Annotated in this window: 20 protein-coding genes; 3 read left to right on the top strand and 17 right to left on the bottom strand. The window is 42.3% G+C overall.

The annotated features are described in order from the left end of the window. Positions 1 to 41 precede the first annotated feature (41 nt). From NL111_RS04260 to NL111_RS04230, 7 genes are all read right to left on the bottom strand, one after another. Positions 42 to 461, bottom strand: a complete 420-nt coding sequence (locus NL111_RS04260) for a rhodanese-like domain-containing protein (protein WP_002831431.1) — start codon at positions 459 to 461, stop codon at positions 42 to 44. 28 nt (positions 462 to 489) lie between these two features. Next, the gene (locus tag NL111_RS04255; RefSeq protein WP_002831430.1) at positions 490 to 1,452 is read right to left on the bottom strand and encodes an ROK family glucokinase; all 963 of its coding nucleotides are present in this window, start codon (positions 1,450 to 1,452) and stop codon (positions 490 to 492) included. Continuing rightward, positions 1,452 to 1,682, bottom strand: a complete 231-nt coding sequence (locus NL111_RS04250) for a YqgQ family protein (protein ID WP_002831428.1) — start codon at positions 1,680 to 1,682, stop codon at positions 1,452 to 1,454. The genes NL111_RS04255 and NL111_RS04250 overlap by 1 nt, the downstream gene beginning before the upstream one ends. Positions 1,683 to 1,714: 32 nt before the next feature. After that, positions 1,715 to 2,404 (bottom strand): rhomboid family intramembrane serine protease, encoded by a 690-nt coding sequence (locus tag NL111_RS04245; RefSeq protein WP_008841397.1) that lies wholly within the window; start codon positions 2,402 to 2,404, stop codon positions 1,715 to 1,717. A gap of 1 nt (position 2,405) precedes the next feature. Continuing rightward, positions 2,406 to 2,984, bottom strand: a complete 579-nt coding sequence (locus tag NL111_RS04240; RefSeq protein ID WP_004165221.1) for a 5-formyltetrahydrofolate cyclo-ligase — start codon at positions 2,982 to 2,984, stop codon at positions 2,406 to 2,408. Between the two features lie 79 nt (positions 2,985 to 3,063). Further along, positions 3,064 to 3,213 (bottom strand): 50S ribosomal protein L33, encoded by a 150-nt coding sequence (rpmG, locus tag NL111_RS04235; RefSeq protein ID WP_004165222.1) that lies wholly within the window; start codon positions 3,211 to 3,213, stop codon positions 3,064 to 3,066. Positions 3,214 to 3,315: 102 nt separating this feature from the next. Then, positions 3,316 to 5,406: a peptidoglycan D,D-transpeptidase FtsI family protein gene (locus NL111_RS04230; protein ID WP_285110539.1), complete on the bottom strand. Its 2,091-nt coding sequence runs from the start codon at positions 5,404 to 5,406 to the stop codon at positions 3,316 to 3,318. 136 nt (positions 5,407 to 5,542) lie between these two features. Between NL111_RS04230 and NL111_RS04225 the strand changes: the two genes are divergently transcribed. Next, positions 5,543 to 8,158 (top strand): YfhO family protein, encoded by a 2,616-nt coding sequence (locus NL111_RS04225; RefSeq protein ID WP_285110538.1) that lies wholly within the window; start codon positions 5,543 to 5,545, stop codon positions 8,156 to 8,158. A 418-nt stretch (positions 8,159 to 8,576) separates the two neighbouring features. Here the strand turns inward: NL111_RS04225 and NL111_RS04220 are convergent, their stop codons facing one another. The 9 genes from NL111_RS04220 to NL111_RS04180 all read right to left on the bottom strand — a co-directional run bounded on the left by NL111_RS04220 (position 8,577) and on the right by NL111_RS04180 (position 18,116). Then, the gene (locus NL111_RS04220; protein ID WP_285110537.1) at positions 8,577 to 10,004 is read right to left on the bottom strand and encodes a putative glycosyltransferase family protein; all 1,428 of its coding nucleotides are present in this window, start codon (positions 10,002 to 10,004) and stop codon (positions 8,577 to 8,579) included. 192 nt (positions 10,005 to 10,196) lie between these two features. Then, positions 10,197 to 10,682, bottom strand: a complete 486-nt coding sequence (gene greA, locus NL111_RS04215; protein WP_002831420.1) for a transcription elongation factor GreA — start codon at positions 10,680 to 10,682, stop codon at positions 10,197 to 10,199. A gap of 16 nt (positions 10,683 to 10,698) precedes the next feature. Further along, a complete protein-coding gene (gene udk, locus NL111_RS04210) occupies positions 10,699 to 11,355 on the bottom strand; it encodes a uridine kinase (RefSeq protein ID WP_002831419.1) in 657 nt (218 codons plus the stop codon). A 15-nt stretch (positions 11,356 to 11,370) separates the two neighbouring features. Beyond that, a complete protein-coding gene (mltG, locus tag NL111_RS04205) occupies positions 11,371 to 12,537 on the bottom strand; it encodes an endolytic transglycosylase MltG (protein WP_002831418.1) in 1,167 nt (388 codons plus the stop codon). An 84-nt stretch (positions 12,538 to 12,621) separates the two neighbouring features. Continuing rightward, positions 12,622 to 15,054 (bottom strand): phenylalanine--tRNA ligase subunit beta, encoded by a 2,433-nt coding sequence (gene pheT, locus NL111_RS04200; RefSeq protein ID WP_285110536.1) that lies wholly within the window; start codon positions 15,052 to 15,054, stop codon positions 12,622 to 12,624. Between the two features lie 6 nt (positions 15,055 to 15,060). After that, entirely contained in the window at positions 15,061 to 16,107 is a 1,047-nt protein-coding gene (gene pheS / locus NL111_RS04195; RefSeq protein ID WP_285110535.1) for a phenylalanine--tRNA ligase subunit alpha, read from the bottom strand. 281 nt (positions 16,108 to 16,388) lie between these two features. Beyond that, entirely contained in the window at positions 16,389 to 16,721 is a 333-nt protein-coding gene (locus tag NL111_RS04190; RefSeq protein ID WP_004165232.1) for a winged helix-turn-helix transcriptional regulator, read from the bottom strand. Between the two features lie 17 nt (positions 16,722 to 16,738). Next, entirely contained in the window at positions 16,739 to 17,248 is a 510-nt protein-coding gene (locus NL111_RS04185; RefSeq protein WP_002831412.1) for an HD domain-containing protein, read from the bottom strand. Between the two features lie 97 nt (positions 17,249 to 17,345). Then, positions 17,346 to 18,116 (bottom strand): TrmH family RNA methyltransferase, encoded by a 771-nt coding sequence (locus tag NL111_RS04180; protein ID WP_002831411.1) that lies wholly within the window; start codon positions 18,114 to 18,116, stop codon positions 17,346 to 17,348. A 156-nt stretch (positions 18,117 to 18,272) separates the two neighbouring features. Between NL111_RS04180 and NL111_RS04175 the strand changes: the two genes are divergently transcribed. Both NL111_RS04175 and yidC read left to right on the top strand, forming a co-directional pair. Further along, positions 18,273 to 18,545, top strand: a complete 273-nt coding sequence (locus NL111_RS04175) for an acylphosphatase (protein WP_002831410.1) — start codon at positions 18,273 to 18,275, stop codon at positions 18,543 to 18,545. Between the two features lie 88 nt (positions 18,546 to 18,633). Next, positions 18,634 to 19,608: a membrane protein insertase YidC gene (yidC, locus tag NL111_RS04170; RefSeq protein ID WP_285110534.1), complete on the top strand. Its 975-nt coding sequence runs from the start codon at positions 18,634 to 18,636 to the stop codon at positions 19,606 to 19,608. A gap of 185 nt (positions 19,609 to 19,793) precedes the next feature. Here yidC and NL111_RS04165 read toward each other — a convergent pair whose 3' ends face one another. Then, entirely contained in the window at positions 19,794 to 21,755 is a 1,962-nt protein-coding gene (locus tag NL111_RS04165; protein ID WP_285110533.1) for an alpha-L-rhamnosidase-related protein, read from the bottom strand. Positions 21,756 to 21,761 lie beyond the last annotated feature (6 nt).

The following is a 21,761-nucleotide window of genomic DNA, read 5'->3' as shown; positions in this document are numbered from 1 at the left end:
AAAAAGAGATTGGGTTAATTCCATTTTAACCCAATCTCTTTTTAATATTTAGCCTTTTTAGTTTTTCCATCCCAACGTTGGTAACCATATTTCAAAATATATAGTTGTTTAAAGCCGCGTTTTGACAAAAGCATTGCTGCCCGTCCACTAAACGTCCGGCCTTGATCGTATAAATAAACTGGTAAATCAGGGCGTAACTCTTGCGTCCGACTTTTCATTTGGGAATAAGGGATGTTCCGCGCACCTAAAATATGACCGGCATCAAACTCTTTCTTTTCACGCACGTCAATCACTTGAGCCTTGCGCATCCCCGCTCGAAAAGCTTCATTATCCAATTGGGTTGCAATCTTGCCCCGCTTCCAATACATATATAGTTGATAAAGTAAGTAGGCAATGATTAAGATAATGATTACGGTATTGATCCAAAATCCACTCGAATTACTTGCTGCTGCAGCTACCATGTTTTATTCATCTCCAAAATTCTATATATTAAGCAAATACCCGCGCTAATGAAGCAGCGCCGATTACCCCCGCGTCGTTACCCAAACGAGCAAGCTTCAATTGGGTTGAAGAACGCACGGTAGAGAATGCAAATTTTTCAAAGTTATCGCGAACCCGATCTAGCAAGAATTCACCAGCTGCTGAAACACCACCGCCAATTACAATGCTTTCAGGATTTAGCGTATTTGCTAAGTTACCAAGTGCCAAACCGAGCATGTAGCAAACGCGATCAACTACGCGCAATGCTAAAACGTCGCCTTCCTTTGCCAAATCAAACACTAGCTTAGAAGTGATGTCTTGCCCATCATCCGTTTGGCGCTTCAATTCAGAATCGCCAGAAAATTCTTCGGCCATGTCCCGAGCTACATGTACAACACCAGTAGCACTAGCGTATTGTTCTAAGCAACCGCGCTTACCACAAGTACATAAGTAGCCTTCTGGATCAACCGTTACATGTCCGATTTCTCCAGCTGCGCCGGCCTTCCCATGTAACAGTTGACCACCAGCGATCAAACCGCCACCAATTCCGGTACCAAGGGTAACAAACGCCACGTCGTCACCGTTTTCTCCGGCACCTTTCCAGCGTTCACCCAAGCCAGCCACGTTTGCGTCGTTGTCAATTGCAAACTTAATGCCCGTGCCTTTTTCAATTTCTTCCTTGACGTTTTGGGTTTCTTTCCAATTTAGGTTAAATGCACCAATTACCGTTCCGCGTTGACGATCAACGGTTCCAGGAGTACCCATACCGATTCCAATAAATTGATCCTTGCTCATCTTGTAAAGATCAATGTGGTGATTAATGGATTCAATAATGTCCGGGACAATGTGAGAACCTTCATCAAGGACGTTCGTTTCTACGCTCCATTTTTGTTGGATCTCGCCATCCTCAGTTAAAATAGCAAACTTGATTGTTGTTCCACCAAGGTCAACCCCAATTAATTTCCGTTCCATTAGTCTAAAAAACCTCCATTTTTTTGCTTATGATCTCTAACTTCTTCAATATGGTGCTCGTGCCGTAAAACTAATTGAGCTTTTGCAAAAGTCGGCTGGTCAATTACCCCCGCTTTATACAAATTTTTCAGTTCAATGCTCATCAATTCAATATCCCACTTGCGTTTACCAACGTAAACAAAGACACCAAATTGCTTTAAAAGTTGTTGCACATCATAAAGTGTTTTCATAATACCATCTCAACTAATTTACCAAATTATCGCTATAATGTAAACGCTAATTTCACAAATACTCCCAATAAAATTAGTAGAAGGACCCCGCTACCAAGTCTTTTCTTTAGGGGTACTTTGCCTAAATTGGGGAAGCTAAACCCGTAACCTAGTAGAAAGCCAGCGACTAGCCCGCCTAGGTGGGCGAAAATATCAATATTTGTACCAAACATTCCGCTAACGATTCCCAACGCACTAAAAATCAGCATTTGGCGGCCCATTCCGGCTAAAAAAGGATAGTTTCGGTATTGCTCAGCCATCATTATCCAGACACCAATAATCCCAAAAATGGCCCCGCTAGCCCCTGCTGAAATACTATTTGGTGCAGCAAACGCTAAACTAACTACGTTGGCAAAAATTCCGGAAAGCAAATAAATTAATAGAAAACGTCCGTGACCAATTACCTGTTCCAGTAAGCGTCCAATAAAATAAAGCGTGATCATGTTAAATAACAAGTGCTCAAAACCGATGTGCACAAACATGGAAGTAAACAAGCTTGCCCATCCGGCACCATCTTTAATCATGGCTGGCACCATGGCTCCATGAGTTACCAAAACCGTCAGATCAGTTGATCCGCCTGCTAAGGTTAGCCATAGGTAAACTAACACGTTCAACGCAACTAAAGTAATCGTCACGAAAGGTCCGGCAAAAAAGTTTTTCAAATTAATTTTTGTTTTGTCCATTCTATCTTATCCGTTCGTTTTTAAATTGAACCCCTTGCTCGGTAATAATTAGATCCATCGTTACGTCAAATTGATCTACCGGCCAGTGAGCAGCAGGATAAACTTGCTGATTAAATGCTAACACAATTTTATGTGCTTGCGGAGCCCGTTTTAAATAACGATCGTAGTATCCTCCGCCAAATCCTAAACGATTACCGCCTGTTTGCTCGTAAGCTAGCCCCGGGACCACAATCAAGTCAAGAGCTGTGGGTGCAACCGGAACCCCGCCCACGGGCTCTAAAATGCCAAAGGCCTGGGGCGCCAACTGGGTCTCGGAGGTTAACGGAACAAACTCCATCCGTCGATTTTCAAAAGTTTTAGGAACCAACACTGAAATCTTGCGCTCTTGCAGGCTTCGGATAATGGGGGCCGTGTTTAGCTCAAATTTTTGACTTAACGTAATTGCTACGTTTTTTGCCGTGCTGACCGCAGTTTGTTCAAAGAACCGTTCCATAATTTGCTCTTCTAGCTTAGCCTTAACATCCGGAGACAACTGTCGCAACCGTTCTATCTGACGTTGCCGAAATTGTTTTTTATCCACGGGCCTCTTCCTCCTGATTCGGTGAACTTGTAATAAAAAAGACCAGCAACCTCCAACTTGGGGCCCCTAGCCTTAATTATTATTTAGTTTCTTTGTGTAATGTAACCTTGCGTTCACGTGGGCAATACTTGTTTAATTCCAAACGATCTGGATTGTTACGCTTGTTCTTTGATGACAAGTATTGACGGTTATGGCATTCAGTACATTCTAAAGTAATGTGTACACGCATTGGAATGACCTCCATTAATTATATATATTTGAATTCTAAAATCCACTAGCATTATACATGCTACCACGATTTACATATTTTTTCCATAATGAATTCAATAAATTACCCATTTAAGTTTTGCACAGCCGATTCTTTAGTCGCCTTCGTTGGGTTTTCTAAGGAAGACTTCGATTGGACGTCTTTCCAGTAAGCTTCGTAAATCTTTTTAGCCGCGTTCATGTTATCAGCTTCACTAGAGGTACTCAACCCTGGCAATGCCAATGCCACGACGACTTGCGGATCGTTAGAAGGTGCAAAAGAAGCTAAGGATAACGTTACCGTTGATTTCCCATTAGTAGTGGTCTGCGCCGTACCAGTTTTAGCCGAGATTCCTGGTGAAATACTTGCAAGCGGTCCCCCGGTTTTATATTTATTGGTACCGTGCACTACCTTATATAGTCCGTCCGTAACCATTTTCTTTTCTTCCTTGCTCATGTCGATGTAATTCAACACTTGCGGGGTGGTGGTGCTTTGTACTGCCCCTAGCTTACCATTTGAACGACTGCTTCGGATTTGTTCCACCACGTGAGGAGCAATTCGATACCCTCCGTTAGCAATCGTCGACATGTACTGGGCAATTTGAATTGTGGTGTAAGCATCGTAGTTCCCAAAGGAGAGGTCTAACGCCTTACCAATGTCTGCCGCACTCGAAGGTCCTTTATAACCTGCCGATTCCCCTGGAATATCAATTCCAGTCTTTACTCCGAGACCAAACTGTTCAAAGTATCCCCGCATTTTGTTAAACACGGTCGGATTCATCCCAGCTAATCCTGCACCTTCTTTGTACTTGAAACCGCCCTCCTTCATGGCTAATTGCATCATGTAGGAGTTTGAAGAAACTTCTAGCGCGGTCGATACGTCAACCGGCATGTTCGCACTACCCGTACTGTTGAACCACGAACTCTTTGAGCCCGTTCCCGCCAACTTAATTGGCTTATCAATCATGGTATTGTCTTTTGGAGTAATTACCCCGTCCATTAAGGCTCCGGAAACCATGGCCCCTTTGACCACCGATCCCATTACAATTGGCTCGTTAATAGTTCCGAGGGCGTTATCGGTGATTTTACCGGTTGACGGATCGCGATCTACTCCGGCCAAGGCAATTACCGCCCCGGTTTTCGGATTCATTACCACCGCGTAACCGCCGGTTGACTCACCGCCCGCATTTTGGGAAGCTTCCTTCATGATCTTTTGTACTTCTTCTTGGAACTTAGAGTTGATTGATAAAACTAGGTTATCACCCTTCTTACCTGCGTACTTTTGCACCCGTTTCACCACTTGGTTGCCCGAACTAACTTCCACAGAAGTCTGCGACTTGGTACCTTTTAGTACTGGTTCATAACGTTTTTCAAGGTAACTTTGCCCGACACGATCATTACGGGCGTAGCCTTCCGCCAAGAGGGTGTTCACTTCATCGCTAGGAAGTCCGACTTTGGAGCTGCTAACCGTTCCGGCAAACGACTTTACATCATCGCCAGCAGGATAGTTTCGGGTCCAACTAGTAGTGATCTTAACTCCCGGCATCTCTGACAAGTGTTCCCCAATTTGAGATAGTTCCTCGCTGGTTAAATCAGTCTCCTTAATGTAAACCGTCGATAACTGGTAAGCTCCGCTAATGGTTTTATAGATTCGCGCGGCATTCTTTTGCCGAGCAGTCAGTTCAACGTGATCCTTTTTGACCGCGGCAATCTCTTTTTCTTGCAATGCCTTACTAGAAAGGTTTTCCCGGTTAGGAATTTTTTGCGCGTACGCTTTACTATTTTTACTGTCAGCTAAAAGATAGTTCGCAATATCAGTTGAAGTAAGGTCATTTTTTTCAACCGTTAAATACTTGCTTAACTTATTAGCTACGTCGTACATATCCTGCGGTAGGACGTTCATATTCTTAGTATAAGAAACCGCTTGGTGCGCCTTATTTCCCACTAAAACCTTACCCGTGGAATCGTAAATCATCCCGCGTTGTACATTTTCGGTTTCTACCATGTTATCCGAACGGTTAACCTCGGCTTGGAGCTTTGAGCCGTACAAAATTTGTAAATAGCCTAATTGGCCAATCAATAATAACAATAACGCAAAGACACCAAAAAAGATTAAATTTAACCGAAACGGTAATTCACTTTTTTGCCGCCGAAATTTTTTCTTCGGATTTTTCATGTCCACATATTACTCCTTAGTTAAATCACTTCGTTTATTCTACCAGAAAATATGCCACTTCACTAACTGATTAGTAAAGTCTTAAAGATGTTTTATGCTATCCTAATACTATTAATAAATTGCTTGGGGGATCTTTATGCAAATTAATAACCAAAAACGTGATTTATTGCTCAGTAGCTGTATTCCCGCTTTAGTAATGCTCACCTACTTTATTTACCGGGGCTTTGCTCCATTTGGTAGCTCGAGCTTACTAACCGTGGATATGGGCCAGCAATACGTCGCTTTTTACGAATATTTTCGGCAAACTATTTTAGGACACCCGGGTCAACTTTTTTACTCCTTTAGCAACGGCCTCGGGAGTGATATGTTCGGCACCTGGGCCTACTATTTATTAAGCCCAACTAATTTAATACTGCTTTTCTTTAAAAAGGAAAGTATTACTACCGGAATCCTAATCGTTACCCTAGTCAAGTATGCTTTGGCAGGCTTAACCGCAGCGCTTTATTTGCATCACCTTGCACGAAGCCTTGGACGAAATCCCAACCGACTTAGTGTGGCAGGTTTTGCTACTTCCTATAGTTTAATGGCCTTTTCAATTGCAAACCAGCTCAACCTTTTTTGGCTTGATGCCCCAATTTTATTGCCACTGATTATTATGGGAATCGACCAAATTATCGCCGATCGCAAGCTTAAATTGTTTGTAATTAGCATGACCGCCATGGTAATTATTAACTATTACTTTGCGTACATGATTGGAATTTTTACGGTGATGTATTTTCTGTGGCGCAGTCCCCGCCTCAATTGGCGTAAGGCATGGTCCTTTGTGCAGGCTTGGCTGGCAGTGGGAATCTTTTCTGCGGTGACCTGGATGCCGACTTTGTGGGCACTTTTGCACGGAAAGGCTAACTACACCGAAAACACTTTACAGTGGAAATTTGAATATAATCCGCTCAAGATGGTTTTAAAGCTATTTCCAGGAACCTTTAGTTTTAAACAAATGTCCGAGGGACTTCCAAACATTTACGTCGGGATGGTAATTTTAATTGCGGTAATCGCCTACTTCTTTAACCGCCAAATTAAACTTTCTCAACGCCTAAGTGCCTTGGCAATCACCGCAATCTTCTTGCTGTCATTTTGCTGGTCACCACTAGACTTACTTTGGCACGCAATGCAGTTTCCGTGGTGGTATGCTTACCGATTCAGCTTTATCTTTAGCTTTTGGATGATGATACTTGCTTTTTGGGGAATGCTTTATCCTCTCCAAAATAAGCTGTTAGCCCCGCTGGTCACTAGTCTACTAGGACTATGTTTAATCCTACTGGCAGGTATCCAGTTCTTGCCAAAATCGCAAGACTTTTTATCTAACGACCAATTAATTTTAGGCGGAATTCTTTTCATAGCTGCTTTGCTACTATGGGTTGGCTTACAGAGTACAAATTCCAACCCGGCGTTGCGTTCGATTATGCTTGGATTAATGGTCCTCGACGTTGGAATTAATGCCGTTTGGTCTTTAAACCGCATCAGCTACGTTAGTCAAAGTGAATTTCAAACTTATAGTGTCGCAGCGCGGAAAGCTCTCCGCCAAATCCAAAAACATCCCGCAGATTTTCAGCGGATTGGTACTAATTACTTTCGGGCAAAAAACGATCCCATTCAGTTAGGCTTTAACAGTGGAGCTAGTTTTAATTCTAACTTAGAAACTAATTCCCTAGAGGCCATGGCGGATTTAGGCCAACCGACCACTTCGGGAAACATTACCTATATGAACGGAACTTTACTATCAGACGCATTTTTAGATTTTCGTTCCTGGTCGCTCGTTGACGCCCAGCCTAAGAAAAATCCGTTTTTAACCCGGAGCGTCCGGCACGATATTTTACAGCGTTATGATTACTTTGATAAAACTCGGTATGCGAATAATTACCGTAACCCTTACGCAATTAGTTTAGGGGCGATGACTTCACAACCAGTTACCAACCAGTTACCAGCCTACCGTCCGTTAGAGTACCAAAATACAATTATGACCGCGTTGGGTGGCCAAAGTAAGGTCAACCTCTTTGACGATCTCACCAGCACTGCACAAATTTATTATTCCAACGTCAGCACCTCGGCTGACGTCCGGAACGCAGTGCTTAATAAACAAAAACTAAATAAGGGTGCCTCGGTTACTTTTGAAGTGGTTCCTCAAACTGACGATCCGCTCTACATTACCGCTGGCAGCCAGATGAACTATCATAATGCCGACATTTTCGTTAATAACCAACGCATTACCGAAGACATTGACTACGACCATCCAATTGTTTTGTCAGTTGCCGACCATAGTCGCGGCAAGCGGGTGCGAATTCAAATTGTGCTAAAGAAATCGACCCTATTAGTGTCTGATTTTGGAATTTATCAACTTGATTTTGCTAAATTTAAACAGTTAGATCACGTTGCACAAAATAACCAGCTTACGGATGTACAAGCTAACGGCAACGTGGTTACGGGAAAGCTTAAGGCAACTACAAAGCGGCCGTATCTGTTTACCTCGATCCCATATAGTCCGGGCTGGCACTTAAAAGTAGATGGCCATGCGGTTGCCACCCAAAAAGTTGCCAACCACTTCTTGGGTAGTGCAGACAAAATTTCGTCAGGCACCCACCAATGGAAACTCACTTATTACCCTCCTTTACTAGGAATGGGAACTATCATCACCCTTCTGGGTTGGTTAGGTTTACTAATCAAACTGTGGTGGCAAAAGTCGCGGCGTAAGTAAAAATTTTTTAGGAGGGGCAAACTAACGGTTTTCAATACTATATAAAGTAAATAAGTCAAAAGTGCATCTCAAGAATTTTTCTTGAGATGCACTTTTTTAAATTTTTTTATTTTTTAAACTGCGTACGTAATTTTTTAATAAGTCCCAATATGGCTCCACCTAGTAATAACACCCAACTAGTAATTGCCGATTTTAGGAAGACGGTACTGATTTTGTCGGGCTGGTAGGTCACTTCTAAAATATTTTTACCAGTGTGACTTTTTATTCTGGGGACTTTAATAATTCCTTCCGCAACTCTAGGAACTAACGAACTGCCATTCAACTTAAAACGAGTGTTTCTGTAATACGCCACCGGGATATTAACATCGCCTCCATTGCTTTTCCAAGTCACGATTATCTTGTGGTACCCAACTTGTTTTTAGAAATCACCACTTTTAGACGGTAGAATGATTTTATTCTGATATTCTCCATAAGCAGCGTTATCCATCAATTGGTTTGATGGCATATAATCGGAAGTGGATTTAGTAAGGTATTCGATATCTTCATGATTTAGCGGTCGCTTCATTAACATAGTTACGTGTTCAGCTAATGCTGACGTCTGCTTAACTCGCGGAATCGTAGTTCGTTCTGATTCAAGTACGTTGCTACTAGCGCTACGATTATAGCGAAAGTTAGAACGCATGTTTACTAATAGGAAAAAGATCAGTAAATATGTTAAACCATACCTCAGCAATTTTAGAAATCCCATAGCCATTGGAAAATCGCCAATACTAGCAACAGTAATTAGTGAAAGCACTGCAGCGGGTGCTACTAAACGCGCAGGAAACTGTAACACAATCCGTAGGAGCGGTACTGCATCCATTACGGCCGGCCAATCAATAAAAATTCCGGTTGCCACAAGGAACAAGGTTAAGGAAAGTAACCCGGTTACCCGCATTGCTAACGATAATTTTCTAAAAAAGCAGATTAACGTTGTAAAAACAATCAGCACGAAGAACAGATTAACCCACTGCCCGGAGAAAATCTGCGTTAGGTGGTAAATACCATGCCCGTCGGCAAAATCAAATTGAACGATCGGAATGATGTAATTGCCACGATAAAGTTCCAACATTCCTGCAACGACATTTAACGACAAAATCGTACAAAGCAAGGCAGCGTAAATTCCGTTTTTTAAAAGCTCTTTTCGTCCCTCAGGATTCTCAATTAGTGCCACTGCTGCGTAAACAGTCAGTAACAAAATAGACTGCATCGCCGTTGCTAAATGAGTTTGTACAACTATAGCCATAATCACACCTAACTGAACCCAGTTAATTGGTTTAGCTTGATTGTTAATCATGCGCATCCCACACCCAGCTACCAGCGGGATCAACATTGCGCCAATACTCGTAAAGTTTTGCGAAGCATCCCACCTAATCACTGCCGGACTAAATGCATAAACCACGCAGACTAATTGGATCATGAATTGATTCTTAATTTGGGCCATCTTCAGTGCGTATTTCATTGATAACCCCGATAAAATAAAAAAAGCAAAGCGAGTGAAGATTTCAAATTTATAAAAGCTGTTGCACAATAAAAGGATCAATCCAAATATGTATGTGATCAGCGGGCTATACACTGCAGTTACTATTCGACCCGAATTCAAGAAACCATATAATTGCATAAAATACGAAAAATTATGATTTTTAATTTGCATTGCTACGTCATAAAATCGGTTAAAATGAAATAGCCCGTCTGCGCCTATAATAGTCGCCTGATGATTCAGTTGGGGTAAGGTAATTAGCGTTCCGATTAGCATAATAACAATTAAATACCAATGATTGCGTAATTTTCGTTCTACTTTAGTCATTTTTCACTCCTTTTAGTGTATCTGTGATTATTAACAAACATTTTAAATGTTACTATAGTTAAAGAAAACTAACAACGCTGAATGAAACAAATAATTCAATTTTCCAGTGATCTATGATAAAAAAGGACTAAATCTGAGTAACACCTCAAGATCTAGTCCTTTTTTATCATTGATATATTGAAAGTTTAAAAACTATTCCGCACTCTTAACAGTCAAAATCTTTACCTTCATATCGCCGCCTGGTGTAGCGATTGTGACTACGTCGCCAACCTTCTTACCTAACAATCCCTTAGCAATTGGTGAATCATTTGAAATCTTACCAGACATCGGATCTGCTTCAGCAGCACCCACGATGGTGTATTCTTCGGGTTCTTCATCAGGAAGTTCTTGGAACTCTACAACCCGGCCTAGGGAAACTTCGTTACTATCAATCGCTTCGTCATCGATAATTTCAGCATAGTGAAGCATGTGTTCAATCGTGTTAATTCGGCTTTCCACCATGCTTTGTTCGTCCTTAGCTGATTCATATTCTGAGTTTTCAGATAAATCTCCAAAGCTACGGGCGATCTTAATCCGTTCGATTACTTGTGGCCGAGTTTCCGTTTTTAAAGTTTCTAACTCTTCTTCTAACTTTTGCTTACCATCCAAAGTCATTGGATATCTTTTTTCGTCTGCCATTCTTTCACCTCAAAAATTATTTATTATATTGTCGGTCGCGACCTGCATGTGCAAGAATATCGCGAACTTTGGTTACTAACAAATCAATTGCTACGCTATTTTCCCCACCTTCGGGAACGATAAGATCAGCATAGCGTTTAGTTGGTTCAATGAATTGATGATACATCGGTTTAACCCCGGTTAAATACTGGGTAATGATTGATTCTAGGGAGCGCCCCCGTTCCTGGGTATCTCGCTCAATACGCCGAATAATCCGAATGTCGTCATCCGTATCGACGTAAACCTTGATATCCAGCATATCACGAATGCGTTCGTCACTTAAAATCAAAATTCCTTCTAAGATGACCACGTCCGTAGGTTCCTGATGAATCACCTCGGGACTTCGGGTTGAAATCGTATAATCGTAAACCGGAACGTCAATCGCTTGTCGCTGTTTGAGCATTTTCAAATGTTGATACAACAAATCTGAATCAAAAGCTAACGGATGGTCATAGTTAACCGCACGCCGCTCTTCCATAGTCATTCCCGCTTGATCCTTATAATAAGAATCCTGTTGGATAATTGAAATTGAGTGTCCATCAAGTTGTTCAAGAATTTTCTTACTAACGGTTGTTTTCCCGCTTCCAGATCCTCCGGTTACCCCAATAATAATTGGACTATTTTTCGTACTCATTAATCTAATTCCTCACTATTTACCTTCCGGATTGTATTTTGCCACGTCATTATTAAACTTATCAAAGTCCTTATAGAACAAGACGTCGCCAACTTTATGGCCACCAGTCTTCTTAGTTACCGCAAAGAAGTATAGGTATCCATCTTTAGTATCAGCATTAATTACTGACAAAATCGAGTTTTCGCCTGGATTATCAACCGGACCAGGCATGTAACCGGTGCTTACCCGGGTGTTATATGGGCTTGGGTTTGCTAAATCCGATGCAGTTAGATTTTCCGTAGCCGATTTCTTTACGGCATATCGGGTCGAAACGTCAGAACCGAGTGTTTCACCTTGTTTAATCCGGTTCAAAAATACGCCCGCAATCTTAGTCCGGTCGCTAGCTTTACTACCTTCCATTTCTACTAAGGACGCAATGCTCAAGGTTTGTTGGACAGTTAAGCCCTTTTCCTTGATTTTGCCGTAGTAAGGTTGGAGTACGGCATCTTCTTTTGCAACCATTTGGGTGACCACGTCTTTTAGACTGGTATCCTTGCTAACTGAATAATTAGCCGGGAAAAGATAACCTTCCAAACGGTAACGAACGCCCTGCGCATCCATTGCAGAACCTAACAACTTAGGATACTTCTTAGCTAACTGCTTAATGAAACTTTCATCCTTCATCAGCTTCAAGAAGTCTTTTTTAGTAAAGTATTTCGAATCTTTGGCGATTGAATTGGCAATTTGATCAATGTTTTCGCCTTCTTTAATTAAGATCCGCGGTCCGTTTAGCGCAATTGGTTCAGCCGCTCCGCCCTTTTCAAGTTTAGTAGCGATTTGCTTTAAAGTCATCGAAGGCTTTAAAACGTAGTAGCCAGCTTGAAAATTATTCAACTTTTGCTTTTTCGTGTAATAGTTAAAGACGGCTCCGCTTTTAACCACCTGCTTCTTCTCCAAGATTGAGCCAACTTCCCGGGCGGTTGAACCAATAGGAATGTTCACTTCAATCTGTTTATTACTTTGCGGGTTTAATGGTTTAAGTGAAGAGCTATAGTACCGGTAGCCCATGAAGGTAGTAATAATAATTACTACCGCCAAAATACTAATTACCCACTTGATAATTTGATGACTGTTTTTATTAGCGTGACTATTATCAGTCCGCCTCCGCCGACTTTGATTAGAATCGTTGCTGTTATTATTCAAGATTTCATTCTCCTATCGTTTACAATACTGGTAATTATACAAAATTATCCCTTAATGTGCATTAAAGTCACCAAGTTGTAATCCTTAGCGAATTGTTGCTCCTAATTGGGTTTCTAATTGTTCAACTACCTTCGCAAATTCCTGGTTAACGGTATCCTCTTGTAAAGTAGCATTTCGATCTTGATAGGTCAATTGGTAGGCGAGCGATTTAGTTCCCGCATCTAAATGATTTCCAGCATAAACGTCAAATAATTTAACGTCCGTTAGGTATTTTTGCTTGGTACCTTGAATAACGTCCAATACTTGTTCGTTAGTAACCTCTTCAGCCACTAGTAATGCCACGTCACGGGTAATTGCTGGATATTTGGAAATCACTTCGTAATGTTGCATTTGCTTTGGTGCATCAATAATTTTACTTAAGTTCAATTCAAATACGTACGTTTCGTTGATCTTGTATTCTTGCGCAGTAGTTGGGTGAACTTGACCAACAAATCCAATAAGCTGATCGTCTAAGTAAATGTCCGCAGTTCTACCCGGGTGCATTCCCTTGCGATCTTGGTCAGCAACGTATTTAATCTGGCCTTCTAACGCCATGTTTTGGAGGTACTTTTCTACAATTCCCTTGGCATCAAAGAAGGAAACGTTTTGTTGCGGTTGGTTCCAAGTCGTTGCTTGTAAGGATCCGGTAATTGCTCCTGCTAAATGTTCCACTTCTCGCGGTTGAGCTTGTCCTTCAACTGAATAAAAGACCCGCCCTTGTTCATATAGCGCCACGTCGTCAACAAAGCGCGCGTGATTGTAAGCAACGTCGTCTAACAGCCCACTAACTAAATTCATCCGTAAAGCTTCGTGATCCAAGGTCATTGGCCAAGCTACCTTAACTGGTTCAGTCGTTTGCTTTAAGAAGTTTTGACTCTTGGCAACCGTAGTTAAGCCATAACTCATTGCTTGAGTTAAACCAAGCCCTTCTAAAATCTGCCGTGAATTCCGCATGATTTTTTGCTTTTCGGTTAATTGACCCACCGTTGGAGCTCCGGTTGGTAGCGTTACAGGCAAGTTATCATAACCGTAAATCCGGGCGATTTCTTCTAGAAGATCAGCTTGTAAATGAATGTCCCAGCGGCGTACTGGCACGGTTACTTCAAACGTTTCCGCATTTTCATCAGTGGTTACGGCAAAACCAAGCCGTGCAAAAATTGCTTCGACTTCACTAATCGTTAGAGTAGTTCCCAACACCCGGTTAATTTTAGCCAACGTAATTGCTACCTTGGCTGGTTCTTTAGTGGTTGCAGCGCCCACGACTTCATCCGGATAGGCTTGGCCCTTACCAAATTCATTAATCAAGGCAACTGCCTCGTTCAACGCATCCGTTACGGCACCGTAATCAATTCCCCGTTCAAACCGCATCGAAGCTTCGCTGTGCAAGTTATGGAAACGAGCGGTCTTACGAACCTTGATCGGATCAAAAATAGCTGCTTCTAGCACAACCCGACTGGTAGTAGGTTCCACTTCCGAAGTCAAGCCGCCCATTACCCCTGCTAAGGCAATTGGTTGGCCATCTGCAGTTACTACTAAATCTTCGTCACGGAGCTGTCGTTCTTCGCCATCAAGGGTGGTAAATGAGGTGTCCGCTTCAGCTTTAGCAACGCCCACCGTCTTACCTTGCAATTGGTCGAGGTCGTATGCATGCAATGGTTGACCATACTTCAACATTACGTAGTTAGTAACGTCCACTACGTTATTGATTGGTCGAATACCGACCTTCATTAAAAGGGTTTGGAGCCAAAATGGGCTGTCAGTTACCTTTACTTGGTCAATACCACGCATTTTATATACCGGAGCAAGTTGATCATCAGCAATCTCAACTTTAATTTGGTCACTTAGTTTTGCATCCATCACGCTGGTTACTTCGGGAACCGCCTCAAACTGAGCCGTTTGGTCTAAAATGGCCGCGATTTCATGCGCGTTTCCGTTCATACTGAACATGTCCCCCCGGTTAGGAGTTACAGAAGTATCGATGACGTCATCATTCATCCCTAAAACTTCCATGACAGAATCACCAGGATGAACGTTACTATCAGCTGGGAAAACGTAAATGCCATCTACGTACTTCTTAGGAACCACGCTATCCGGAAAACCAATTTCTTGCAATGCGCAAATCATTCCGTTTGAAGGGACACCCCGCATTTTACTGCGTTTGATTTTAACGTTGTCTTTAATTCGTGAACCGTGTAACGCCACGATGACGTCTTGATCCGCAGCAATGTTAGGCGCACCACAAACAATTTGGATTGGTTCTTCTTCGCCAACGTCAACTTGGCAAATATGTAAGTGGTCTGAATCTGGGTGATCAACCACTTCCAAAGTGTGGCCCACCACAATTTTCTTTAATTTATAATCTAACCGCGTAACCGAATCGACTTCCACGGCAGTCCGCTCAATTTTTTCAGCTAAATCTTGCGGTTCGATGTTGCTTAAATCCAAGTACTTGGATAACCATTGATATGAAAGTTTCATTGTTAACTAACCTCGCTTGTCAAACTGGGATAAAAATCTTACGTCGTTTAAATAGAAGTTCCGAATGTCGTCAACTCCATAACGCAACATTGCAAATCGGTCGGGACCTAATCCAAAGGCAAACCCACCGTATTCTTCAGGATCGACGCCGGCCATCTTAAGCACGTTAGGATGAACCATTCCGGCACCGAGCACTTCAATCCAACCGGTATTTTTGCAAACTGAACAACCCTTGCCCATGCAGTTAAAGCACGTTACGTCTGCTTCTACCGATGGTTCGGTGAATGGGAAGTAACTAGGACGCAGGCGAACTTCAAAACGATCGCCAAATAGTTCCTTTGCCATCGTAATCAATGTCCCCTTCAAATCACCCATGGTAATGTTTTTATCAATTACCAATCCTTCAATTTGGTGGAATTGATGCGAATGAGTTGCATCGTCCGTATCCCGCCGGTAAACCACGCCTGGAGAAATCATTTTTAGCGGTTCCTTACTAAAGTCATGCTTTTCCATTGTCCGGGCTTGTACTGGAGAAGTTTGCGAACGCATTAAGACTTCGTCAGTGAGGTAAAAAGTATCCTGCATATCGCGTGCCGGATGGTCCTTAGGCAAATTTAACATCTCAAAGTTGTAGCGATCCAATTCCACTTCGGGACCTTCCACAATCTGGTAACCCATTCCTAAGAAGAGGTCTTCCAAGTTATCAATGATTTGTTGGATAACGTGCGGTTGGCCCTGGCGAACGGGTGAACCTGGCAAAGTTACGTCAAGTGTTTCGCTAGCTAATTGCCGGTCGAGGGCTGCTTGTTCTAACTCCGCCTTTCGAGCTTCAATTTGTTCCTTTAAGTTATCACGAATTTGGTTAGCGTATTGGCCCACTTTAGGCCGTTCTTCCTTACTTAAATCGCGCATCCCCCGTAAGATTTCCGTCAACGGTCCCTTTTTTCCTAATAAGTTAACCCGGATTTTATTTAACTTTGATAACTCATCCGTGACCTTAATTTCTTGTAGGCCCTTTTCTTCTAGTTCTTTTAACTTGTCCTGTAAACCCATAATCTTTCCACCTTTCTGCAAAGAAAAAACGCCCCCTAAAAAAGGGACGTTTTAAACGCGGTACCACCCTTGTTTGCAATTACTTGCACACTTGGTTAGCCCCATAAGGGTGGCCGACCCGCCTATTCTAAAATGAAGCGAATTCACCGCAACTAGTATCGAAGGTTCTCAGCTTTCCCTTCTTCTCTGGCTACTAATCTCAACCGGCTACTACTCTTCTAGCTTGATATTGTATTCACTTAGCTACTTTAACTAAAATCCTCGCCGAGGTCAATAGTCAATTAGTACCAACAATCCGCAAATTTATGCGCGGCTTCTAAGACTGGCCGGAGTCCTTCGCCTTCTTCAGTTAAGCGGTACTCAATTAAGGAAGAATCCTGATAGGTACATCGTTCGACCAATCCTTCTTCTTCCAAATTCTTTAACCGCTCAACCAACACCCGGTCACTGCACTTCGTTACCGAACGTGATAGGTCCCGAAAACGTTGTGGACCGGCACTGGCCAGCACTTCTAAAATCAAACCGTTCCATTTCTTTCCTAAAATATCAAATAGGTGTTCAAACTTTGGACAAAGTTCAAAATCAGTTGGTGTTTTTTGGTGTACATTTTGCATATCAAAAACCTCTTTAACTAAATCAACTTAATCACTTTATTTTTATACTCTAATAATTTAAGCCGCAAGTTTTTCCGAACGTGGTCCGTATATTCACTTACTGCTTGGGCATCGTCTACAAGAGAGACAATGCTGCTTTCTGCATACTTAGGACGAGCAATTGTAGCTCCCCACATATGCTTTAAAATAATGTCTTTTTCTTTGTCATTTAAAGTAGTAATTTTTTCGGCATTTCGTAAAGCAACCCGGGGATGGATAAATGCATGGGTACCAAGCGTAAACTTGGTTGTCCGCCAATCATAGTAAAACAGATCGTGCAATAATCCCGCCCGCGCTGTGGAGCGAACGTCTAAATGGAATTTTTTTGCCAATAAATAACTTTCATAGGATACCCGGATACAATGATCCAACCGGGTTCCGTTATGATGCTGCGTATAGTTTTTCAATCGTTGTACTTCGTCTGTTTCAAGTAAATCGCCGACTAAATCTAAATATTGTGCATCATTTTCCCAATCCAATACCTTCATCTAAAGCTCCTTTTGGCTAGTTAGTTACTCTAATATTAACTGCAAACTTTTTTTAATCAAGCCATTTACGCAAATTAACCGAAAATGTAACCAAACCTTAACTAACTAAACCAAACATTAAAACTCCCGCCGCTACGGCCACGTTCAAGGACTCAGCATTCCCCTTGATGGGAATGTAAAGGTTGCAATCGGTAGCCTTAACTAATTCAGGGCTCATCCCGTTCCCCTCGTTACCCATGATTAAGGAAAAATCTTTTGGAGCATCGATGTCTCGGTAACTTTGGGCGTGCTCGTCTAAAATAGAACCGTAAACGGCTTGATGAGCTTGATGGCAAGCCTCAATCCACTTTTGTAGGTTAAGCCGCTTTAATTGTAAATGGTACTGGCTGCCTTGCATAGCCCGTAGAATCTTCGGATTGTAAAAGTCAGCGGTTCCGCTCCCAAAAATCACGCCAGTAAATCCGGCCGCGTCAGCAGTTCGCACCATTGTCCCAATGTTTCCAGGATCTTGGACGTTATCTAACAACAGCCATTGCCCCGTCGTGTCATTAGGCATTTCGTAAACCGCATCCTCCACGTAACCAATCAAAAAGATTCCCTGCTCATGTACCGTATCGGCAATGTGCTTAGACACTTCTTTAGTAACCACAATTAACTTATCTTCGTCAACGTTAGCTTCTAAGCTTGCTAGGTCAAATCCCTCCTCCACAATTAAATACTCGTACTGACGTTCTTCAACGAGCGCCGTTTCTACCGGATGACGCCCTTCTAAAAAGAAACGGCGGTACTTCTTGCGACCATTATTAGTCTTTAGCTTTACCCATTCCTTTACCTTGGAATTTTTTACAGAAGAAATCTTTTCTAACATTATCTAATCTCCTTACCAATTGTAAGTATAACACACTTACGCCATTTTTATATTATCATTAAGCTTGGCAAATTGATATACGTGCTAATAACTAGCTTAGCTAGTTGAAAATGATAAAATTATAGTTGTAAGTTAACGACGAAAGGGATGAACGTTATGCAAGCAGTTCATATGCACGTGGTCGGCCGCGTTCAGGGAGTCGGTTTTCGTTTTATGACCAAACACCTTGCGGATCAACTGAAAATTACCGGTTGGGTCAAAAATAGCCTCGACGGTTCGGTAGAAATTGAGGCTCAAGGACCAAATGAGATCTTAAAGCAATTTATTCAAGGGGTTAAAGCATCTCCTTCTCCTTCTGGGCGGGTGGATAAATTAGTAGTCAAGGAAATTCCATCGTTTCAGGCTCGCGAGTTTTTAGTTAAATACTAAAGTACGTTGAAAAAGCGGGCAAAATCAAGTATAGTTACCCTTGTGTATTTCTAGTATTTATAAGTAAGAAGGGAACCATACGCAGATTATGAAAAAAATAAAACGAATCTCGACAATTAGTTTAATTGCCGGGCTAGGACTGGTCTTAAGCGGTTGTGTTCAACGCGACAGCCATGGCCGCCCTTATGGCTTTATCTATGACAATTTAGCAGTTCCAATGCAACACTTCATGGACTACCTCTCCCATTTAGTTGGCGGGAGTTATGGTTTAGCAATCATCTTAATCACCTTTGTAGTTCGGTTGATTTTATTACCACTGATGGTTAACCAGTCCCGTAAGGCAACCGTTCAACAAGAAAAGATGTCTTACATCCAACCTCAGCTAAAAGTACTCCAAGAGCGTAATCAAACTGCTAAAACGCCGGAAGAAAAAGCTGCGGTCAGCCAAGAAATGATGGCTTTATACCGGGATAACAACATTAGCATGACTGGCGGGATCGGTTGCTTGCCACTGTTAATTCAATTCCCAGTATTTGCTGCTTTATACGCCGCAATTCAATATTCTCCTGAATTGCACCAGGGAATTTTCTTAGGAATTGACCTTTCCAAATCAAGTTTGTTATTGTCCATAATTTCATTCTTGGTTTACCTCCTGCAAGGCTGGCTTGGAACACTTGGGGTTCCTGAAGAACAACGCAAGACGATGCGGTCAATGATGGTCATTAGTCCGTTAATGATTTTGTTCTTCACCTTCTCTACGCCTGCTGGGTTAGGACTTTACTTTGCGGTTGGTGGAGTATTCGCATGTATCCAAACATTACTAATCAACTTCTACCGTCCGCGTATCCGGGCTCAAATTCATGAAGAGATGAAAAAGAATCCTCCAAAGATTATTAAACCAGCTGGTCCAGTAGATTTGGATAATGCAGACGCTTCGGACGCAGCTAAGCCAACCGAAACTGCTCCGCAAACTGAAACCACAAAGACAAAGACTACTACTAATTCAACCAAAAAGAACGTTAATCACCAGCGGAATGCTGGAAAACAACGGCATCATCACTAATGGGATGTTTAAAAGAAGTCAGGTAGTTCGCAAGCATTAATTGAAAAGGGACCGTTATGCCGATTCGGGCATAACGGTCCTTTTTGGTTAAACGGAACAAGCTGACTTTGGCTCTATTAAAGCCAAACTAACCAAATAGCTTTTAAGAATCCCCTTAACCCCCCTTTTTTGCTAGCAATCCTCCGTCACGCAATGGGAATTACTACGGGCTGATTGGCCAGCAACGGAATTCGTTTGCCTTGGCTAATTACCGTTCCCCCATTACGATCGCACGTGATGGTCAGTTGACCACGGTTTACTTTAAAATGGACGAGGCCGTCTTTAATTGGCAACTGGCCGTGTAATTTTTGAAAATAAGCTAGGTGGGATTGGATTTCAAAAGTTGCGTAACCCGCTTGGGTGGGGCGTAATCCAAAGAAATAGCGCCCCAGTAGATAAACTGGACTTGCTCCCCAAGCATGACAAAGACTTTTTCCGAAAGGGTCGCCATACATTGCGTACTGGGCATCCCCCGATACCTGCGGATCATACTCTTCCCAAACGGTGGTGGCCCCCTTTTCAACCATTGCTCCCCAGTATTCTTTAATGGTTTGATACACTTGGTCATATTGTCCTAGCTTACACAAAGCGTCTTGTTCAAAAAATTTAAAGTACGGGGTGGTTAATGCCTTAACCCGATCATTTAAGAGGACGCGTTCCAAAATTAACTGCTGCTGTCTGTGATCGGCCACCGCAAAAAGGACCGCTAAAATATTAGCATGGCGAGTTACATGCCTCCGTTTAGATTCATAACTATCAATAAACGCCCCGCTTGCTTCATCCCAAAAATACTTCCAGACATTTTGTTTTAATTGGTCAAAACGTTGCTGATAATGCTGAGCATCCGCGGTTTTTCCCAAGACCTTCTTAGTTACCGTCATTGCTTTTAACGCTTGCAATAAAAACATCTGTTCAGCAGCAACCGGTCCTTCTTTATCAATTGGCGACCAATCCACAAAGATCCAGTCTTGTGGTCGGCCAATAATGAAGCCCAGGGAATTGGTTTGTGCTAGTAAGTAATCCATCATCTTCTCCATCCGGGGCATAATCATTTGCAAAAAATCACGATCCCCAGACATTTCGTAATGGTTGTAAATGCTAATAATCCACAACAGCGAATAATCAACGATGGTATTAATGTGCTGGCGAACCTCGTCATGGCCACGTAACGCTAAAATGGTTCGTCGGTCAACCTCTTCGTTAAAAAAGGAATATTGGTTAATAAAGTTATCTTGGTAAGCATCTCCGCCCCAGATCCAGCGGTCCCGTTTAATGCCATCGATAAAGAAAAGATCGCTGCATAGTTTGAAAGTGCGTAACGAAACTTGCCAAATTTGGTTAAGCAAAGGGTCGTCCGATTTAAAAATGCCGTGATTTTGCATTGGTAAGTCGATTTGAGTCGCTACAGCTTCTAGTTGTCCATCGGGATAGTCTGGAATAAATAGGTAACGGAACGCCCGTTTAGGCAGTTCTTCATTTTCCCTTACATCGCGTTGCTGATAATAACAGTTAACGGTATCTAAAGCTTCGGCTACTGACTCTCCATAGCAAACTTGGATCGGGTGGCTTAATTTAGTAAAACGAACGGTGGCATTAATTTCCCTACCAAAATCAATTAACTTTCCGCCTGCTCGCTCAACAATTTGCTTTGGAAAAGTTTCTCGACATCGATATGGGATTTGATTAGGATCATCCGTGTTGCTAGTAAACATTGCACTCCACCCGACTGGACGCTCTTGAATATAATTACTTGCAACCCAACTAGCATCGGAATAAATTTCCGCTCCCGCAACGTATACACAGGGTAAGTCTTTAGCACTAAATACGTAGATAACAATTTGCTGTTCCCCTGCAGTTAAATTAATTGGTTCGTTTAACGAATACTTCTGTTCATTGACCGTTACGTATCCCGGTTGATGGCTACGCACCATAAAACTAGTTGCGTTTTTAAGCTGGTAAGTTTTTAAAAACTTCACGTTCCGGTAACAATCCTCTAAGTACCAGTATGCCGGCCATTGCATCCCCCGTTCTTCACGAGAAAAGTTCTGTAGCATTCCTTGGTGAATTGCAAAATCTCCAGGATACCAGATCCAATAAGTTTGATTCATTTTATC

Origin of the sequence: Pediococcus sp. AC40, assembly GCF_030252485.1 — a bacterium.
GTDB classification, from domain to species: Bacteria; Bacillota; Bacilli; order Lactobacillales; family Lactobacillaceae; genus Pediococcus; species Pediococcus acidilactici.
Note: the sequence above shows the minus strand (reverse complement) of the source record. Positions and strands in the feature narration are given on the sequence as shown.

What these genes read in the sequence shown, in the direction of transcription:
- NL111_RS04260 (WP_002831431.1), bottom strand. Translation starts at nt 461, where the DNA reads ATGGTAGCTGCAGCAGCAAGTAATTCGAGTGGATTTTGGATCAATACC.
- NL111_RS04255 (WP_002831430.1), bottom strand. Translation starts at nt 1,452, where the DNA reads ATGGAACGGAAATTAATTGGGGTTGACCTTGGTGGAACAACAATCAAG.
- NL111_RS04250 (WP_002831428.1), bottom strand. Translation starts at nt 1,682, where the DNA reads ATGAAAACACTTTATGATGTGCAACAACTTTTAAAGCAATTTGGTGTC.
- NL111_RS04245 (WP_008841397.1), bottom strand. Translation starts at nt 2,404, where the DNA reads ATGGACAAAACAAAAATTAATTTGAAAAACTTTTTTGCCGGACCTTTC.
- rpmG (WP_004165222.1), bottom strand. Translation starts at nt 3,213, where the DNA reads ATGCGTGTACACATTACTTTAGAATGTACTGAATGCCATAACCGTCAA.
- NL111_RS04230 (WP_285110539.1), bottom strand. Translation starts at nt 5,406, where the DNA reads ATGAAAAATCCGAAGAAAAAATTTCGGCGGCAAAAAAGTGAATTACCG.
- NL111_RS04225 (WP_285110538.1), top strand. Translation starts at nt 5,543, where the DNA reads ATGCAAATTAATAACCAAAAACGTGATTTATTGCTCAGTAGCTGTATT.
- NL111_RS04220 (WP_285110537.1), bottom strand. Translation starts at nt 10,004, where the DNA reads ATGACTAAAGTAGAACGAAAATTACGCAATCATTGGTATTTAATTGTT.
- greA (WP_002831420.1), bottom strand. Translation starts at nt 10,682, where the DNA reads ATGGCAGACGAAAAAAGATATCCAATGACTTTGGATGGTAAGCAAAAG.
- udk (WP_002831419.1), bottom strand. Translation starts at nt 11,355, where the DNA reads ATGAGTACGAAAAATAGTCCAATTATTATTGGGGTAACCGGAGGATCT.
- pheT (WP_285110536.1), bottom strand. Translation starts at nt 15,054, where the DNA reads ATGAAACTTTCATATCAATGGTTATCCAAGTACTTGGATTTAAGCAAC.
- pheS (WP_285110535.1), bottom strand. Translation starts at nt 16,107, where the DNA reads ATGGGTTTACAGGACAAGTTAAAAGAACTAGAAGAAAAGGGCCTACAA.
- NL111_RS04190 (WP_004165232.1), bottom strand. Translation starts at nt 16,721, where the DNA reads ATGCAAAATGTACACCAAAAAACACCAACTGATTTTGAACTTTGTCCA.
- NL111_RS04185 (WP_002831412.1), bottom strand. Translation starts at nt 17,248, where the DNA reads ATGAAGGTATTGGATTGGGAAAATGATGCACAATATTTAGATTTAGTC.
- NL111_RS04180 (WP_002831411.1), bottom strand. Translation starts at nt 18,116, where the DNA reads ATGTTAGAAAAGATTTCTTCTGTAAAAAATTCCAAGGTAAAGGAATGG.
- NL111_RS04175 (WP_002831410.1), top strand. Translation starts at nt 18,273, where the DNA reads ATGCAAGCAGTTCATATGCACGTGGTCGGCCGCGTTCAGGGAGTCGGT.
- yidC (WP_285110534.1), top strand. Translation starts at nt 18,634, where the DNA reads ATGAAAAAAATAAAACGAATCTCGACAATTAGTTTAATTGCCGGGCTA.
- NL111_RS04165 (WP_285110533.1), bottom strand. Translation starts at nt 21,755, where the DNA reads ATGAATCAAACTTATTGGATCTGGTATCCTGGAGATTTTGCAATTCAC.